The organism is Calothrix sp. FACHB-168, assembly GCF_963889195.1.
GTDB lineage: Bacteria > Cyanobacteriota > Cyanobacteriia > Cyanobacteriales > Nostocaceae > Aulosira > Aulosira anomala_A.
This window is the reverse complement of sequence record NZ_CAWPNJ010000052.1, coordinates 48,528-66,179: the sequence shown is the minus strand read 5'-3', so window position 1 is coordinate 66,179 and position 17,652 is coordinate 48,528. Positions and strand designations below refer to the sequence as shown.

Annotated in this window: 14 protein-coding genes; 4 read left to right on the top strand and 10 right to left on the bottom strand. The window is 40.8% G+C overall.

Annotated features, from left to right (window positions below; genetic code table 11):
• Nucleotides 1-3: 3 nt before the first annotated feature.
• From AACW45_RS27840 to petC, 5 genes are all read right to left on the bottom strand, one after another.
• Complete coding sequence (locus AACW45_RS27840) at nucleotides 4-1,605, bottom strand: HlyD family efflux transporter periplasmic adaptor subunit (protein ID WP_190629332.1); 1,602 nt, start codon at nucleotides 1,603-1,605, stop codon at nucleotides 4-6.
• A gap of 85 nt (nucleotides 1,606-1,690) precedes the next feature.
• A complete protein-coding gene (locus AACW45_RS27835; RefSeq protein ID WP_190629331.1) occupies nucleotides 1,691-4,726 on the bottom strand; it encodes a peptidase domain-containing ABC transporter in 3,036 nt (1,011 codons plus the stop codon).
• An 843-nt stretch (nucleotides 4,727-5,569) separates the two neighbouring features.
• A complete protein-coding gene (locus tag AACW45_RS27830; RefSeq protein ID WP_190629330.1) occupies nucleotides 5,570-5,803 on the bottom strand; it encodes a photosystem II protein, Psb35-related in 234 nt (77 codons plus the stop codon).
• A gap of 591 nt (nucleotides 5,804-6,394) precedes the next feature.
• Nucleotides 6,395-7,396, bottom strand: a complete 1,002-nt coding sequence (petA, locus tag AACW45_RS27825; protein ID WP_190629329.1) for a cytochrome f — start codon at nucleotides 7,394-7,396, stop codon at nucleotides 6,395-6,397.
• 124 nt (nucleotides 7,397-7,520) lie between these two features.
• Complete coding sequence (petC, locus tag AACW45_RS27820) at nucleotides 7,521-8,060, bottom strand: cytochrome b6-f complex iron-sulfur subunit (RefSeq protein ID WP_096646536.1); 540 nt, start codon at nucleotides 8,058-8,060, stop codon at nucleotides 7,521-7,523.
• A gap of 230 nt (nucleotides 8,061-8,290) precedes the next feature.
• On the opposite strand from petC, the gene AACW45_RS27815 reads away from it, so the two are divergent.
• Nucleotides 8,291-8,599 carry a DUF3067 family protein gene (locus tag AACW45_RS27815; protein ID WP_096646535.1) on the top strand — a complete coding sequence of 103 codons (309 nt, stop codon included), beginning with the start codon at nucleotides 8,291-8,293 and terminating at the stop codon, nucleotides 8,597-8,599.
• 39 nt (nucleotides 8,600-8,638) lie between these two features.
• Here AACW45_RS27815 and AACW45_RS27810 read toward each other — a convergent pair whose 3' ends face one another.
• The 3 genes from AACW45_RS27810 to ruvC form a co-directional block, all read right to left on the bottom strand.
• Nucleotides 8,639-9,238 (bottom strand): cytochrome b/b6 domain-containing protein, encoded by a 600-nt coding sequence (locus tag AACW45_RS27810; RefSeq protein WP_190546423.1) that lies wholly within the window; start codon nucleotides 9,236-9,238, stop codon nucleotides 8,639-8,641.
• Nucleotides 9,239-9,322: 84 nt separating this feature from the next.
• Nucleotides 9,323-10,666 carry a DUF3131 domain-containing protein gene (locus AACW45_RS27805; RefSeq protein ID WP_313933735.1) on the bottom strand — a complete coding sequence of 448 codons (1,344 nt, stop codon included), beginning with the start codon at nucleotides 10,664-10,666 and terminating at the stop codon, nucleotides 9,323-9,325.
• A 427-nt stretch (nucleotides 10,667-11,093) separates the two neighbouring features.
• Nucleotides 11,094-11,585, bottom strand: a complete 492-nt coding sequence (gene ruvC / locus AACW45_RS27800) for a crossover junction endodeoxyribonuclease RuvC (protein ID WP_190629328.1) — start codon at nucleotides 11,583-11,585, stop codon at nucleotides 11,094-11,096.
• 170 nt (nucleotides 11,586-11,755) lie between these two features.
• Here ruvC and AACW45_RS27795 point away from each other — a divergent pair, with 170 nt between their 5' ends.
• From AACW45_RS27795 to AACW45_RS27785, 3 genes are all read left to right on the top strand, one after another.
• Nucleotides 11,756-13,126 (top strand): gluconeogenesis factor YvcK family protein, encoded by a 1,371-nt coding sequence (locus tag AACW45_RS27795; protein ID WP_190629327.1) that lies wholly within the window; start codon nucleotides 11,756-11,758, stop codon nucleotides 13,124-13,126.
• Nucleotide 13,127: 1 nt separating this feature from the next.
• On the top strand, nucleotides 13,128-13,616 hold the full coding sequence (tsaE, locus tag AACW45_RS27790; protein ID WP_313933737.1) for a tRNA (adenosine(37)-N6)-threonylcarbamoyltransferase complex ATPase subunit type 1 TsaE: 489 nt from the start codon (nucleotides 13,128-13,130) through the stop codon (nucleotides 13,614-13,616).
• 145 nt (nucleotides 13,617-13,761) lie between these two features.
• Nucleotides 13,762-13,902, top strand: a complete 141-nt coding sequence (locus AACW45_RS27785) for a hypothetical protein (protein WP_190629325.1) — start codon at nucleotides 13,762-13,764, stop codon at nucleotides 13,900-13,902.
• An 873-nt stretch (nucleotides 13,903-14,775) separates the two neighbouring features.
• Here the strand turns inward: AACW45_RS27785 and AACW45_RS27780 are convergent.
• Both AACW45_RS27780 and AACW45_RS27775 read right to left on the bottom strand, forming a co-directional pair.
• Entirely contained in the window at nucleotides 14,776-15,957 is a 1,182-nt protein-coding gene (locus AACW45_RS27780; RefSeq protein WP_190629324.1) for a patatin-like phospholipase family protein, read from the bottom strand.
• A 136-nt stretch (nucleotides 15,958-16,093) separates the two neighbouring features.
• Nucleotides 16,094-17,413: a dihydroorotase gene (locus tag AACW45_RS27775; protein ID WP_190629323.1), complete on the bottom strand. Its 1,320-nt coding sequence runs from the start codon at nucleotides 17,411-17,413 to the stop codon at nucleotides 16,094-16,096.
• Nucleotides 17,414-17,652 lie beyond the last annotated feature (239 nt).

The following is a 17,652-nucleotide window of genomic DNA, read 5'->3' as shown; positions in this document are numbered from 1 at the left end:
AGCCTAACGTACTTCTTTGAGACTTTCAACCTGTTTGGTGAACAACTCAGTGAATAAACTCAGTACAGAACGTTCTTCGCGAACTTTAATATTAGCAGTTAACGACATACCAGACTGCAAGTTGATTTTTTTATCCCTGACTGTCAAGTATTGTTTTTCTAAACTCACTCTGGCGGGAAAGCGATAAAACTGATGTGTTTGATCTGGCGGTAATGCATCAGAACCAATACCAATCACTTTTCCTTTAATATCTCCAAATTCACTAAAAGGAAAAGAGTCAATTCTCACATCAACTTTCATGTCTTCCCTCACAAAACCAATATCTCTATTAGTAATGAAAACTTCAGCAATAAATTTGTCATTCGGTACTATTTGCATGAGTTTCTGTGTGGGGTTAGCCACATATCCTGCCGTCTTCGCTTGCAAATCAAAAATTGTACCGCTTACAGGCGCTCGCAGTTCTTGATATTTAATATTCTGCCTAGCTTGAGCAATTTTGCTATTAATATCTGATAATCGCTGCTCATTTTCTAGCAAAATCTTCGAGAATTGGCTATCAATATCCGCAATGCGCTGTTTGTTTTGCGAAATTCTCTCTAAAATATCTTTATCGGAAGCGGCTACAGTATTGACTGACTGCTGCTGTCCTTTTTGAATCTCGAATTGCAGGCGTTTTTCTTCTTCAGCTAACTGCGCGATTTCCGCTCTGAGATTTTGTACCTGTTGCTGCTGGTTGAGATATTGTAGTTGGGAAATCCCACCTTCTTCAGCTAAGATTTTCACCCTACCTAAAATAGTACTTTGGATTTCTAAACTTTTTTGCGTATCTTCTTTTTTAACTTGAGTTTGTGCTAGTTGTTTGCGAGTTTTTTCAACTTCCAACTGTGCAGCTAAAGAGCGTGAATCTAACTCTCTGCGTGCTACTGCTAGGCGTCGTTGCTCATCAGAGCCTAGTCCAGCGTCTGTGCCACTTTTGTTTAATTGATTGCGTAACAAGTCATTTTCAGAAACTAACTCTCTGCGACTTTTAAGCAGAAAAGCTGTATCTTGAGGTAAGCGACTGCGCAAAAATTCTAATTCCGATGCTGTCGCCGAACTTACACCCATCAAGCGCCGATAAATTTGGTTTTCTTGCGTGATAGCAGCGCGAATTTGGTTTAAAGAATTTAATTCCGCACGGCTAGCAATGGAATCAAATGTTAACAGCAAATCTCCCGCTTGTACTTGTTGACCATCTTTTACAAAAACTTCTTTCACAACTCCATTAACAGGAGCTTGCACATCTTTAACTGTTCCTTCTGGCTTTAATTGACCTGTGGCTGGTACTACTTGCTCAATTTTGGCTAAATATGCCCAAGCTAGGCCAAAACAGGCAATGAGCATGAGAGATACCATAATGGTACGCGACCAAATCGGAGATTGACGCAAGATGACTGCTTGCTCAAAGTTAGGCTCGCGGAAGTTAAATTGCGGCTCTTTGACAGGTTGAACATCAACAGATTCTACAGATGTTGTCACTACTTGCTGTGAATCTGATTGTGTTGGAGTACGTTGTTTGCCGTTACTGTTTGTATCGTTAAAGCTATTATCGTTCAGTTGAGTCATAGGGACTTTAGATTGTAAATTAGTAAATGTTTTTATTTAAGAGTTATCAGTTATTTAATATGTTTGATAACTGATAACTCCATCATTACAGATTGACTTCTTGCTGCTGATAAAGGTAAAAATAATGACCTTTTGCATCCATTAACTCTTGATGGCTTCCTTGCTCTTTGAGCCTACCGCTATCCATGACGATAATTTTATCTGCATTACTCACAGTACTTAGGCGGTGGGTAATAAAGAACACCGTACTTCCTTTAAAGCCTTGAGCTAAGTTCAGACAGACTTGTCTTTCTGTTGGGTAATCGAGAGCACTAGTTGCTTCGTCTAATACTAATAATTTTGGTCGTTGTAAAACCGATCGCGCGATCGCAATTCTCTGTCTTTGTCCCCCAGAAAGTGATGCACCTCGTTCGCCCACACGGGTATTGTAACCATTAGGCAATCCCATGATAAACTCGTGGGCAACAGCAATGCGAGCCGCTTCGATAATTTCTTCGGTGGTAGCTTCGGGATTAGTTAAAGCAATATTTTCTTGCACTGTACCATCAAATAACAGTGGATCTTGCGGTACTACACCCAGCTGTCGCCGCAGGGAATACAATTCTACTTTGGAAATATCATAACCATCGATGAGAATTCTCCCAGACTCGATATCATAGAGTCTCAGCAGTAATTTCATCATCGTACTTTTACCCGATCCACTCTGACCGACAATTCCCACAAATTGTCCGGCGGGAATATCCACATTCACACTCGAAAGTTGTAAGGGGCCGCTAGGCGCAAAGCGGAAGGAAACATTTTCATATTTGACTGCTCCCTTAATTGCAGGTAAGGGGATGTTGTCGCGATTAGTTTCGGCTTCTTCGGGTGTATCAACAATATCGCTTAACCGCTCTAAAGATAAGGCAGTTTCTTGGAAGTTTTGCCACAGTTGCGCTAAACGTAATATTGGGCTGGTAACATAGCCAGAGATAATTCTAAAGGCGATTAATTCTCCTAGAGTTAATTCGTTTTGCAGTACTAAATAAGCACCCACCCACAACACTAATAAACTACTAAGTTTGTTGAGAAAGTTACTCGTAGAATTGGCTAGAGTCGAGGTGACAACGGTTTTAAACCCAGCCGCCACATACTTTGCATAACGCTCTTGCCAAGAAAAGCGCGATCGCAATTCGATATTTTGCGCTTTTACTGTTTGAATCCCCGACATCACCTCAACTAAATAAGATTGAGTTTCGGAGTTGCGTTCGGCTTTACTACGTAACTGTCTGCTGACAGTAGGCGAAGCAATTAAGGTGATAATTACAAAGATGGGAATTGTGCCCAAACCCACCAATGTCAATTGCCAACTGTAAAACAGCATCACGATGATATAAACCACCGAGAATACTGCATCTAATCCCACAGTTAAAGCCGTACCTGTCAGAAATTGGCGGATATTTTCTAATTCGTTAATCCTTGTTGATAATTCCCCTACCGGTCGCTTTTCAAAATATCTGAGTGGTAAGCGCAGTAAGTGGTCGATAATTTCCGACCCCAAACTCATATCAATTCTGTTAGTAGTATCAACAAATAAGTATGTCCGCAAGGTAGTTAGTACGGCTTCAAATATGCCCACTACTAACAGTAAGATCCCCAAAACATTCAGCGTATTAATACTATTTTGAACAATGACTTTATCAATAATTAGCTGAATAACTAAGGGATTGGCTAATGCCGCCAATTGCACAAAGAAGGAAGCGATAAAAACTTCTATAAGTACGCGACGGTGGCGTGATAAATAAGGAATAAACCACCGCAAGCCGAACCGCTCTTGAGGTGTTTCTTTAGTAGCAGCTACCAGCAAGATCCGCACTTGATTGCTTTCATCCACATCCAAACCAGCGACTAATTCAGCTGGTTTGCAGCGTAAAATCCCTTGAGATGGGACACCCACCACTACAGAATTAGCATCGGCTGCATATAAAACCGCAAAACTATCACCATAGCGAATCAATGCTGGCGTGGGAATCCTGGTAATGGCGCTGACAGGGATATCTACTAAATGAGCTTTGAGTCCAATTAACTCTGATAGGTAAGCACAAAGCTGAAATGAGAGAGTACCCTGTTTTCGCATTTGCTCTGTTAAGATGCGCCGCACGACTTCCCGCCGAAAGGGAATGTTGAGGTGCTTGCAGAGCATCTGATAACAAGCAAAGGTGGTATTTACCTCTCCAGTTCCCCGAAAGAAGGGAAATTTCTGATTTTTTTGCTTACCCTTGGAGCCTACTGCTGCTTGGGAAACCTCTTCTACAGAGGCGTAGGGAATATCTACTGACTCAAGTGAGTAGCGCGGTTGCGAGTGAGAGCGAGATATAGACTGAGACTGAGACTGAGACTGAATCGTTGTTACTTGCTCTTGTACCGGCTCATCCTCAAGAAAATACAAATTTGCCGGATCTAAACCGAGTATCCGGATAGCATTTGGCCCTTGGACTTCAATGTTGCCGCCATCACTAAATTGCAAGCGCGAACATGTAGCTAAATTATCCACTGAACCACTACCACTGACAAACCAAACGCTGTCATGATTGAGTTGATTCAGTCGGGTTCTTCCTGGCGGAATGTAATTTACTTTCGCCTTGGGTAAAGCTTGATCTGATAGTTCTTTGAGATTAGCACTGGCCAAAGCTTGCTTTTCTAGTTGCCAGCCAATAACATCAAATATCTCAATAATATGGGGGCGATTTCTGCGCACATTGGCAAAAGCTGGGTAGGAAGACAGCAGCCGTAAATATTCAACAGTGCTTAAAGTTACGCATACTGTTTCTGTGGATGCGATCGCTGTTTCACAACCCACTTGACGCAAAAAACTGATTTCTCCTAGTACTTCTCCTGGTTGCAATAACCTCAAAGTTATTGGCATTTGGGTTTGCGGATCGTATCCTAAAAGGCGTACTTGTCCTTCATAAATAATTGTAATTTTGTCAGGAACAACTTCCTTACCGATAATTTTTTGACCTATGCGATAGCGCCACGCTTGTAATTGTTGCGCGAGTTCGACGATTTCCTCTTGGGGTAATTGGTCAAAACCTTCGATAGTAGGAAGAAATTCTTCAAAGGCGTTCTTAATATAAGTCATGCAAGCTTATTAATCACTTCTATATAGGTTTTACTTATTGGTAATTGGCTACTAGGCCTTAAGAAACATATCTCCTGGCATACTACACATTATGCAGGGTAAAAGTTACAATCTTTGCGAAGTTTTACTTAAAAAAGTTACTCTTGGTGTCATTTTGCGAGGAAATCGACAAGATACAGTAATGTCTTGTTAAATATAATACTTAATGCAGAGGTAATTTCATATTGTGGTGCTAGCTTAGTTGCAAGTAATTTTTGATGCCTTAGATTTATCTAGCTCACTAAGCGATCGCTTCTGCAAATAGCTTCAATGTTGTGTAGCCTACATATAAAGAAACTCCAGATTGTCTCTCAGGATTTCTGGAGCTGTCTGGAGTGGTTACAGATGCTTAATACGAATCAATTTTTACCTGCTTATCGCCCAATGTCTTTAGGGTATATACCGAAGTTGCTGAAATTTGGTCATTAGTCAATGGTCAATGGTCAATGGTCAATGGTCATTAGTTACCCACAACTGACAACTAACAACTAACAACTGACAACTAACAACTGACAACTGACAACTGACAACTAACAACTAACAACTGACAAACCCAAAATAAAACCTCGGCCCGATGCGGAAGCCGAGGTGAAAGAAGAAAACTCCGAGATACCCAAATGTCAGATTTTTCTTCTGCGTTGTCGTTGTTCTAAATATTGAGATTTCTTAGCTTTGTAAGCTTATATTAATATATTTAACATATTCTTCATAAAACGTCAATCATTTGAAGTTTTTGTAAAGCCAGACCCCCAATAATGGCTTGGGGGCTATATCTATTGTCATGCTAATGCGCCACCTTAACTTTTATTGAGGCAGATTGCGGCTGGTGTAGGCATCCGTTGCATAAGCATAAGCAGGAGTGCGTTCAGCATAATCAGTATCTTGCCCTGTAATCGACTTCGCCAAGGTTTCAAAAGCATCTGAGCGCCAGTTACGCTCGTGGATGGGCTTGCTTTGCTCTCCCAAAAAATAAGCCAAAGTACCGATAACTGAAGCAGCTACCCAACCCACAACCAATAATGCAATTAAGATAGTCATTTCAAACCTCTACTTAAGCTTTGTAACTTTATGTAAATAAATATAACTTTCTTGTTACAAACATTGCAATATACAAAATAACGTGCATACCGATATTAAAAGTGAGGTAATCCACACCCAAGGGACTTACAAAAAATAAATTACCCATATTTACTAGGGGACTTCCAAATAAAAAAATATACAACTATTTATTGTGGGGTGGGCGTCTCGCCCGCCCATAGTCAAAGGCGGGCAAGACTTCGGCGTGAGCGCTCAGTCGAACGCTGCCCACCTCACAAGATTGGATAATTTATTTCTTGGAAGTCCCTAGTAGTGCGAGCATCTTGCTCGCTTTTAAACATCTGCGAGCGAGACGTTTGTCCTTCCCTGCGGGAGGCTGCGCCCTAAGCGAAGCTATGCCGCAGGCTTTACGGACACGCTACGCGTTAAGCGAAGCTATGCCAAAGGCTTTACGCACTACAAATTTATTGGGTATTTAAATAAAAAATTGGATGTCCCCAACAGTGCGATTGTGAGCGTGCTTTCAGTCGAATCGGCAATAAAAAAGACAGGCAATTTGCCTGTCTGAAAATAAATGAATTCGCAAATCATTTAGAAATTCATTTCAGCCGCTTGGACTTTCTCAACCTGCTTCTTCTTCAAGACGAGCATGACTTGAGCTAGCATCACCAGTGCGATGAATGCAATCAACCATTTAATGCGATTAGCATCTTGCAATACAATTTCTGCATCTCTTTGACCAAATCCACCAACATTAGGATTATTTGTCAAAGCATCGCCAGATTTTACTGCTTGTCCTTCAGAAACAATTAATTCTGGGCCTACAGGAATTGTCTCAGTGACAACTTCACCAGATTCGGTTTGGATGCTCACTAAATATTGGAGGTTACCCTCATCATCTTCTTCTTTAGCAATCTTGGTAATGGTACCAGCAGCAGAAGCGTTATAAACGGTGTTATTGCTCTTTTCGCCAGTTGGGTAAACTTGTCCGCGTCCCCGGTTACCACCTACATGCACTGAATATTTACCAAAGTGGATATTTTTATCAGTTGCGGGGTTGGGGGAGAGAACTGGGAAGATTATTTCCTGATACTGTTCGCCAGGTAAGGGGCCGACGATGACGACGTTTTCTTTCTCTTCGCTGTAGGCTTGGAAGTAAGTATCGCCAACTTCCTCTTTCAGTTCTTCAGGAATGCGGTCTTCGGGAGCAATTTTGAAGCCTTCGGGGAGCATCAATACCGCACCGACGTTTAAGCCGACTTTAGAACCATCAGCACCTACCTGCTGGACGCTGGTATCGTAGGGAATTTTCACTACAGCTTTAAACACAGTGTCAGGTAGAACTGATTGGGGAACTTCCACTTCTGTCGGCTTTGCAGCTAGGTGACAGTTGGCGCAAACAATTCGCCCGGTAGGTTCGCGGGGGGTTTCTGGATAGGTTTGCTGGGCCCAAAAAGGATAGGCAGCAGCAGATTGGGGCAGAGCTAAATCGCTGGTGAAGTAGAATGTCACTGTAGCGATCGCCACGAGCAATACTTTAACTATTGCTCTGGTATTGCGAGCTAACCTCGCGATTATCGAAGCATTTCTCATCTCTATAAGGGCAACGATTCTCTCATGAATTAGTCATTGGTCATTAGTCATTGGTCATTAGTCATTAGTCAATAGTCAATGGTTTACACTATGGACTTTTGACTATTGACTTTTGACTAAATTATTAAGCCCACCAAGGTTCTTCGCCTGTGCGGAAGTCGGTTTCAGTCCAAGGACTAATGACGACTTTATCGTCTTGTACAGTGGTATGAGCCAAAGGCAAAGACTTAGGTGCTGGGCCGCGAACAACTTTACCGGTGGCGTCATATTGGGAACCATGACAAGGACATTTGAATTTGTTCTCGGCTACGTTCCAGGGGACAACACAACCTAAGTGGGTACAGATAGCATTAATCCCGTAATCACCTATAGCTTCTTTGCTTTCTACAACAAGATAAGTGGGGTCGCCTTTAAGTCCCTGAACTAGGGCGCGATCGCCTACATTATGGCTTGCTAGAAATTTGCTGACGCTCACATCGTTGCCCAGTTCGTCTTTTGCTGTTGCACCGCCACCAGCGCCACCACTAGCTGGTGGAATAAAATACTTGACCACGGGATACAATGCACCCAGAGCCACTCCAGTGACGGTTCCAAAAGTGAGCAGATTCATGAATTGACGACGCCCCATATCGGGCACGTCTGCTGATTCAGAAAATTGAGCCATAATCTACGCGCTCTTTCGTGTATTTTGTTAAGCATTTTGATAAGAGTACTAGTAGGTGAGCAACTCTTATCTAAGTCGAAATGTTAATGCCCACAAAAATGCCATACTTCTCTGTTCCAAGATATTTCTAGCATCTTTTCTGTTAGCATTACATTTCTTTATATCCTTATCATACTTGAGTTACGGAACTTAACATCATAACTAAATGTAAATTCTAATTGAGACAACCTATGACAGGACAGGAATTACGTCAACTGTTGGTTGATAAATGGGGCTATTCCTACGATGTGCAGCTGCGGCGCTCTCAAGGGAAAATCTTTCTCCAAGTCATGTGGAAATATCTAGAGCAGGCTTCTTTTCCTTTGAGTGAAGAGGAGTACCAGGCCCATCTAGATAGCATTGCCAATTATCTCCATGCTTTAGGAGGAGCATCCCAGGTACAGACATTTATTACACAGACAAGGGAGCGTCCCCGCTTAGGCAAGGCTGTGAGCATCCCCCTAGATTTAGGCGAACGCAGCTCCGAATGGATATTATGACTTGATTGGGTGCAAATTGCACGCTTTTTGCTGTTGAGTTCACCAAAACATCGATTCTGTTAGTTGCTCACCCCCTGCTTTGCGTCCTAGTAGAGAATGAGCGATCGCAAATCCAATGACTATTGGGACTGAACAAAAGTGAGCAATTCGCAGTCCTTGCCAACTTCCAAATAAATTAACTATCCAAGGAAACTGTGCAGGTTTATACATACCTATGCCTGTAAATATAGCGATAAGCAAAATAGGAATAATCGCTGTATATACTAGGCGATGCCAAGCATAAATTAGCCGCTTGGAGTTGTGGCTTTTTTGTAATGCTTTCATATCGTTCCCACCCACAAATCGATGTCGCCAACGACGGGTAATTAAAATATAAACTCCATACCACAATAAATTTACAGAAAAAAACCACATGGCAAAAAAATGCCAGTGTCTACCTCCTGCTAACCAACCTCCTAAGGTAAATATGGGCGGAATATGTAAACCTGCACGTCCGCCAAAAACCGGATTAGCATTGTAAATTTGTAGTCCACTGGTAAGCATAAGAAATAAGCTAATAATATTTCCCGTATGGAAAATCTTAGCCCCTATGGCTTGTTTGGGTAACTTACCTCTTTGCGTGGGAATGGTCGAACTCATAGATATTTGATCTAGCCGCGATTGTCTATTTCCTACCTCCAAAATAATTTCACAACTTGCATCAAATAGCTATAGATCTAATTTTTAAGTAATCTTATTCGCCGCCCCACGTGTCAATTTTACTCCAGCCCAAACAATCAATGGTTGTCCCACAGATTTATAGAGCAAACTCTCCAGAATTAGCCCGTTATTATTAGCTGTTAAAGCTTGATTTATTTGCTTGAGAGATTCATAAAAGCCGTTGTACCAGCCTTTATTAGACATGAGATTTCTTTGGACAAAATTAAATAGCTGACGAGTGTAAGCAGTGTTATACAATACATGCCAGCCAATCGCCGCTTTGGTACTCAAAAAGCGTAAATCATGGTGTTTTTCGAGATTTTCTGTAATTGTCGCCCAAGGTTCTTTATTCACAAACAAACTACTGTAAACAAAGTAGGGAGGACGATCTATATAGTCGGCGGTTAAGGCTGTTAATTGTTTTGTCGTTAAATAACGAGCTTCTTGGGCGGCTAAAACTCTATCGGCGTAAGCTTTTGGTACAGTTTGAAAACCGGTTTCAATCCCATCGAGAATATAAGGTTCGCTGACAACGTAATTATTCGCTCCCGAATTTTCGTGATTGCGTTCGTCATAGGGTACGCCCTTACCATAAAGATTCACAAAGGCGACATGAGACTGATAATTTAAAGCTTCCTTTACAGGTAATCCCCAAAGTTTTAACCCAAAGGCGGCATAATTTTCATAACCTAAACGTCCTTCTTGATGGTAATGTTCTTTACCATTAATTATGGTAGTACCGTACAATTGTCCGTTTTTGGTGAGGCGTTGTACTTGCCAATGCTGCCAAATAGCTTCGGTTTGCTGGAGAAATTGGGGATATTTTGTGCCTAAAATCTTCAGCCAAATGGCCAAGCGTCCGATATCAATGGCAGACCAGCCAATTTCTTGTTTTTGCTCTAGCTGACCATAATTTATTGGTACTAAAGTTTGAGAATTATAAACTTTGTTGGGTAGTTCGCCTTTATACAAAGGTAGAGATGCTAGAGTTTGCAGCATTCTGCCGATTTTGACTTCAAATTCATATCCAGAGACAAATTTGAGTTCTCTAGCACTAATTAAAGCTGCGATCGCCACCGCTTGATCGGACATAGTCACAGAAGTCACGCCATCAAGGGAATTCACTAAGCCTGTTTGCTCATTCCAGTTTCGTTGGAAATATAACCAAGCTTGATGAGCGATCGCAGTTTCTTCCAGACTTAACGATCCGGCTTGAGGCGCGATATAAGGAGTTTTAGCGATTGTCGCCTGACTAGGACTAATAGGCGTACCTGGTAAGGCTAAGGATTGAGCATCAAGTGTGGCAATGGCTTGGGCAGCATTGCCCGTAGTATCAGAGTGAGATGTAGAAATTTCCGTTTTTAGCACAGTATCAGTACTATTAAGCTGGTTGTAATTAATAATTTAGACTAAAAAAGCTATTATAGCTGTAACTATTACTTACACAGAAGCTTTAATAGATAAGCCTTTGGGTATTGATTTTACATCATAGAATATATATTAGTTAGCAAGTATGTGTTAAATGCTACTTTTTGTGGTTAAATCCGAAATTTCTAGGAGATTACAGCAGAAATTAATACAAATTAATTAAGAAAATAGTACCGATATAGTTAAAATGCATAAATCATTACAAAATTAAACAAGATTTACGCAAAAATTACCAAAAATCTTAATTTATTAACAGGTAATACCAATTGAAAAAAAGAATGCGCCAGATTGTAGGGGCACTGGCACTGCCATGCCCTCTAGCATATTTTGATGTGTCGCAAAGACTATTTGAATTGGTATAACAAGGTTAAATCTGAAACCAAGCCGTTAAAGCTACCGCCAAAGCATCCGCCGCATCATCTGGTTTAGGAATTTCCTCTAAATCTAACTCCCTAGCCACAGCCTCTTGCACTTCATATTTTTCAGCATTACCATATCCCGTTAACGCTTGTTTGATTTGAGCAGGAGTAAATTCGACATAGGGAAGACGACGCTGTGCTAAGACTAACATGAGTACACCCCTAGCTTGTGCAACCAAAATAGTACTTGACATACGATAGAAGAATAACTTCTCAATCGCCACTAAGTCAGGTTGCAACTCCTCTACCAGGGTGTGTAAATCGTCAAATAAGGTACACAAGCGTTGTCCCATTTCCGCAGATGCAGGCGTACTAATCACGCCAAAATCGAGCATTTGCACGCTTGTGTCTTGGATCTTGGCTGGATTTTGTTTACAGGTAATTACTCCAAATCCTAAAATCGCCAGTCCTGGATCTAATCCTAAAATGCGTTTTTCCATTCAATTTACTTTGACTATACAGGTGTTTTTGACTGGGGATGCTGGCAACTTTAATAACTTACTCCAAGTCTAAGGAAATGAAAAATTTTCATCAGTCTATGCTTGCTGTTTCAAGCAGGTAGTGTACATTTTCTGTTAATTATTGTTTGTTCCACTGCTTTGAATCAGGTATGTCAATGGTTTTTTTTAGACAAGCCCTCCACGCCCTGCAACAGCAGTCCCGCCGGCGTACTCCCTATCGAGTTAACCAGTGGTTCAAGTGGTTATCTCCTGGACTATCCATCAAACGTTGGTTACTCATTAGTGTTGGCGGCGTACTAATGGCAAGTCTGGGTTTGGCTATTTGGATTAAGCTGACCCCAATTTTTTGGACAATAGAATTGCTCAGAGGGTTATTAGGATTCATAACTGACATCTTACCCAACTATATCAGCGGCCCTTTAGTCCTGCTGTTTGGTTTGCTGTTGCTACTTTGGGGACAAACTCGTACAGTAGGCTCAATTACGAAGGTACTTAGACCAGAAGGCGAAGAGGAACTGATTGATGTTCTGTTAGCCCATCATCGCTTGTACCGAGGGCCGAAAATTGTCGTGATTGGTGGTGGTACAGGTCTTTCGACTTTGCTGCGGGGGCTAAAAACCTACAGTGCGAATATTACGGCGATTGTGACTGTCGCTGATGATGGCGGATCTTCTGGGCGGTTGCGTCAAGAATTTGGCGTATTACCACCAGGGGATATTCGTAACTGTTTAGCTGCACTTGCAGATGAAGAAAAATTACTTACAGAATTGTTTCAATACCGCTTTCGGGCTGGAGATGGGTTAAGCGGTCATAGTTTTGGTAATTTATTTTTAACAGCGATGACGGAAATTACTGGGGATTTGGAAAGGGCTGTTGCAGCTAGTTCCAAAGTTCTCGCAGTCAGGGGACAAGTTTTACCAGCTACCCTCAGTGATGTGCGTCTTTGGGCAGAATTGGCGGATGGTCGGCGGATTGAAGGGGAATCGAGTATTCCCAAAGCAGGGGGTAAAATTGTCAAACTGGGCTGCATTCCTGCTAATCCCCCAGCTTTACCGGCAGCTTTAAAAGCAATTAAAGAAGCAGATTATATTATTATTGGCCCCGGCAGTCTTTATACTAGTTTAATTCCTAATTTATTAGTCCCAGAAATTGCTGATGCGATCGCTCAATCTCAAGCCCCCCGCATTTATGTCTGCAATATTATGACTCAACCGGGAGAAACTGAAGGTTATACTGTTGCCGATCATATTCGCGCTATCGATGCGGCTACTTCTCATCGTAAGCTATTTGATGCTGTACTAGTACATAAAAAATCCCCCTCAGCTAAATCACTGATTCGCTACGCCCAACAAAATTCTCATCCTGTGTTTTTAGATAGAGAAGCTGTGACTTTGTTAGGGCGAAGAATTGTCCCAGCTAATGTGTTATTTGAAGATGATACTGGTTATGTCCGTCACAATCCTCAAAAACTAGCAAAAGTTTTATTTCGCTGGTACAGTGGTGCGCATCATGGGAAATGAAATCAAGATTTCGCTCAAAAATGCGGAAGCTACGGTGAATTTGGGTATAAGTTTGGGTCAATGTCTGGATGCTGGGATTGTAATTTTGCTTGCTGGTGATTTAGGCGCGGGTAAAACTACCTTAGTCCAAGGTATTGGTAAGGGTTTGGGGATTAGCGAACCGATTGTGAGTCCGACTTTTACCATCGTTAATGAGTACACAGAAGGAAGGCTTCCCCTTTACCATTTGGATTTATACCGCTTAGAACCACAGGAAGTTGCTGATTTAAATTTAGAATCTTATTGGGAAGGTTTTGAAGTTACACCGGGAATTGTTGCTATCGAATGGGCACAAAGAATGCCCTACCAGCCAGATAATTATTTAACGGTCAATTTGATTTATGGAAATCAGGGCGATCGCCAAGCTAAAATAACTGCATTTAATTATTCTCTTAGCCAGATAATCGCCGCGATTACTCCTGAAAATCAGGATGCTGAATGGGAAAAATAGAGTTATTTCCGCGATTAGCTATCTACCGCTACCACGTTCATCAGTTGCATTAATTAACATAATTTTCTTAATCTCTCCGATTTTTATCAAATAGGTAAAAAACCAAATACCGAATGTTATTTTTCAATCAAATCCTTTATTGCTGATGAGTCATCAGCTAATAGCAATTGCAAAGAGTTATCGACAGTCAACAGTCAACAGTCAACAGTCAACAGTCAACAGTCAACAGTCAACAGTCAACAGCCAACAGTCAACAGCCAACCGATATTTTTCACAATTGAAATAAGATTGCAATAGATGGATCTTGGCTGATACCTCACCAAACTACACATCTGTTTTCTTGTTTTCCTAAATTGTGATTAGCAATTACTAGGTGTTATCAGTCCAGACAATCTAGCAAGATTTATTGGCAGGATTGTGCTGATTTTTTCGGCAAATATTGCTAAAATGCTCGGATTTTATGGCACTGTATTGTTTCATCCTGAAATTACTTTGATAATTGGGATGTTTGTTTTTGGTGAAACACTTTTTGGTCATTCCTGTGCAAATTTGCCAATCAGTAATAGTTTATCTGGCTGTATTTTCCCGATACAACAAGTAATTTTGTTAAACCACAGATTTTGTTACTGTGTAAATTAAGCATATATAGACTTGTATTTCTCTGCAAACAGAGTTTTTACAGAATAAATTTAAATTTATTTATCCAAAGTATTTTCTTAAATTACGGCAGTATGAGAATATAAATACCTACATTTCCCCAGCTAAACGCCCAAAATTATAAATTTACTCCATTTTTGTCAGCACTACAACTTATATTGGTACTAATTTTTTACCTACAAGTTCATTATTTATACAGATAAATATCAGATTGAGCGGTTCGGAGTAAAAATAAATTAATCAATTATTCTATTTATAAAAGATATTTTTATACTAGGAATATCGATAAAGGATAAATAATTATCAGATTTAGGTAAGCAAACCTCTATGAATCTATTTTTAATCTGCTTTTTTTAGGTATGAGTTATAGTCTATCTCACATATAAATAACATTGGATAAATAAAGGTTAAGATAAACACGCAAAAATATCGTATAAATACGAGATTGGCGGCAAAATAGTTTGATAATTAAACTTTATCAAGAAATTTTTCCGTAGATATACTAATTAATGGCGATAAAAGATGCGATCGCCTGTTTGACCTTCGGCCCTAAATCATTTCTGGTAGAGTAAGCATGGCCTTGCTCGATAAATGCAGCAGTTGCTTCTATCAAATTTTGAATCACATCCGGGCTAGCATCATCTATTTCTTCGCTAACTTTTCTACCTGTATACTGGTTTGTGCGCTCATGAGGTTTTAAGAGAATGCGAGTATCTTTAGCTGTTTCGCCTGGTTTCGCCTTAAATCTCTCATTTAAGTCAAATTGCAACCGTAAATAGCGTTTGGATTCATAGCCACCCATTAATTGACGGCAAATCGTGCTATCAATCTCAGATGTAGGCTCCATAAATACATCAGTAATATGTTGCGCCCATTCCAAAGGCTTCCATTGATGTATTTGCTCAAATTGGTAAGGTTCGCCAGTTTGTCCGGTTCCAATGGAGAGAATGGAGATATCTTCCATCTGTAGGTTTTCTAGCTTATATTTGCGCTTCGTTTCTGGAGAAACCAATAAATCTGAACATTGACTAATGCGCATCGCCAAACTTAGCGCGGCTAAAGCGGGATTATTCGCCGATACTCCACCATCTATATGGGGAAACACCCAATCACCAAATTTTTCTTTATTGACAGGCTCTAATTTATACGGAGGAAAAAACGTAGGGGCGGATGCAGAAGCTACACATATTTGCCATAAATAGCATTCATCGTACCAACGGTAGCCTAAATCTGGATGGCAATTAGTAAAAAATGTAGTGTTGCGATATAGGGTATCGTAAGCCAGAATCAAAATTATCGGACTATCGATATCTTTGATTCTCTTATATCCCAATTTTTCGATTAAGACATCGATTAAGCCATCATGAGAATATTTGCTGGCTGAAAATGCTTCGAGAATTGGCTGGATAAATGCGGGAAACTTATGATAACGGTGTTTGCGTTTGAGGGGAAATATTCGCTGACCTTCGTTGATGTATAAATCAATTAATTCTCTAGTAGTTTTACCTACAGCCAGTCCAGCAGCGAGAATTGAACCTGTAGAAGTACCTGCAATCAAGTCAAAATACTCATTTAAACTCTGACCTTTCTGTTTTTTTACCTGTTTTTCAACTTCTTGGAGGATTCTGGCGGAAATTACTCCCCGCATCCCACCACCATCTAAACTGAGGATTTTGAATGTCATATTGATTAGTCCAAAGTCAATCGTCAATGGTCAATCGTCAACAGATGAGAGATTCTTAACTGCTGACAATTGACCAAACACTTAGAAGTGTAACGATTTACAGTTGTATGCTAAGTAAGTTGAAAATTAAGATTGACTACAAGAAAGTTAAAACTTGACCTCGGACTGCGGTATTTAATTTACCTTTGTCATAGACAATTTCCCCACCAACAATAGTTGTTACAGCCCAGCCTGTCAAATTCCAACCTTCAAAAGGACTCCAACCACATTTAGTTAAAAGTTCTTCCCGGAGGACTGGGCGGTAAGTATCTAAATCTACCAGCACTAGATCGGCATCATAACCGGGTGCGATCGCTCCTTTGTTGGGAATACCATAAGCTACAGCGACAGCTTTGGACATCCAATGCACAACTTGAGCAACTGTACATTTTCCTTCTTTAGCAGCAGTTAACATCACCGCTAGAGAAGTTTCTACGCCAGGCATACCAGAGGGACTGTTAGGATATGTTTGAGCTTTTTCGGCTAAGGTATGGGGTGCGTGATCTGTGGCGATAAAGTCAATGACACCATCACGTAAAGCTTGCCATAAAACTTCATTATCATGGGGCGATCGCAACGGCGGATTCATTTGCGCCAGAGTGCCAATTGTCTCATAGGCGCTGGTATTTAAAACTAAATGCTGTGGTGTTACCTCTGCGGTTACCCAACTAGGTTTATCTTGACGCAGTAACTCGGCTTCTTCGGCTGTGGACATGTGGAGAATATGCAAGCGTCGCTGATATTTTTTAGACAGCTTTAATGCCAGTTTAGTTGCTAATAATGCCGCTTCATTATCTTGAATTTGGGAGTGAATCGCCAGATCGTGAATTCCCGCAAATTCTTGACGACGTTGATTAATTCGCGCTTGATCTTCCGCATGAACCGCAATTAAGCGATCGCCTTGCGAAAATATTGCCTCTAAAGCTGCATCTTGGTCAACTAGTAACTGACCATGCATTGACCCCATGAAAATTTTAATGCCTGGTGTCGGTTTGGCGGTGAGTAAATCTGGCAGATTATCTGCTGTTGCCCCGATAAAAAAGCCATAATTAACTAAGCACTTATTGGAGGCACGTAGTAGTTTATCGTCTAAAGCTTCTTGGTTAATTGTCAACGGACGAGTGTTGGGCATTTCCAAAAAGGAAGTTACGCCACCTTTAGCACAAGCACAACTGGCTGTAAACAAATCTTCCTTGTGTTCTAACCCAGGTTCGCGGAAATGCACTTGAGGATCGATGACTCCTGGCAACAATGTTAAGCCAGTTGCGTCAATTTCACTAGTAGCTGTGTTTGTGGAGATTTCTGGTGCAACTTCGACTATTTGGCGATCGCGCGTCAGCACATCCCCAACCATTAATTCCCCATTGGGTAAAATTATTTGGGCATGGCGAATCAGTAAACTTTTTGCAGATGACATGGAGTTAACAATATTGGTGATAGAGGACTATGCATAACAGAGAACTATCTTTTTAGGTTAAACTTGGTTGCACTCTTAGTAGTCAATTTTTGCCGCAGGTGAAAAAAAAGTTTATTGTATCGTATGTATATTCCTGTCACCATGACAACATAAATACCAAATCAGAGTTCTGCGGTTAAAATTCATAAATATAGTTCATAGTTCCCCCTTGGTAATTTAATTACCTGCATCTTTTCGTT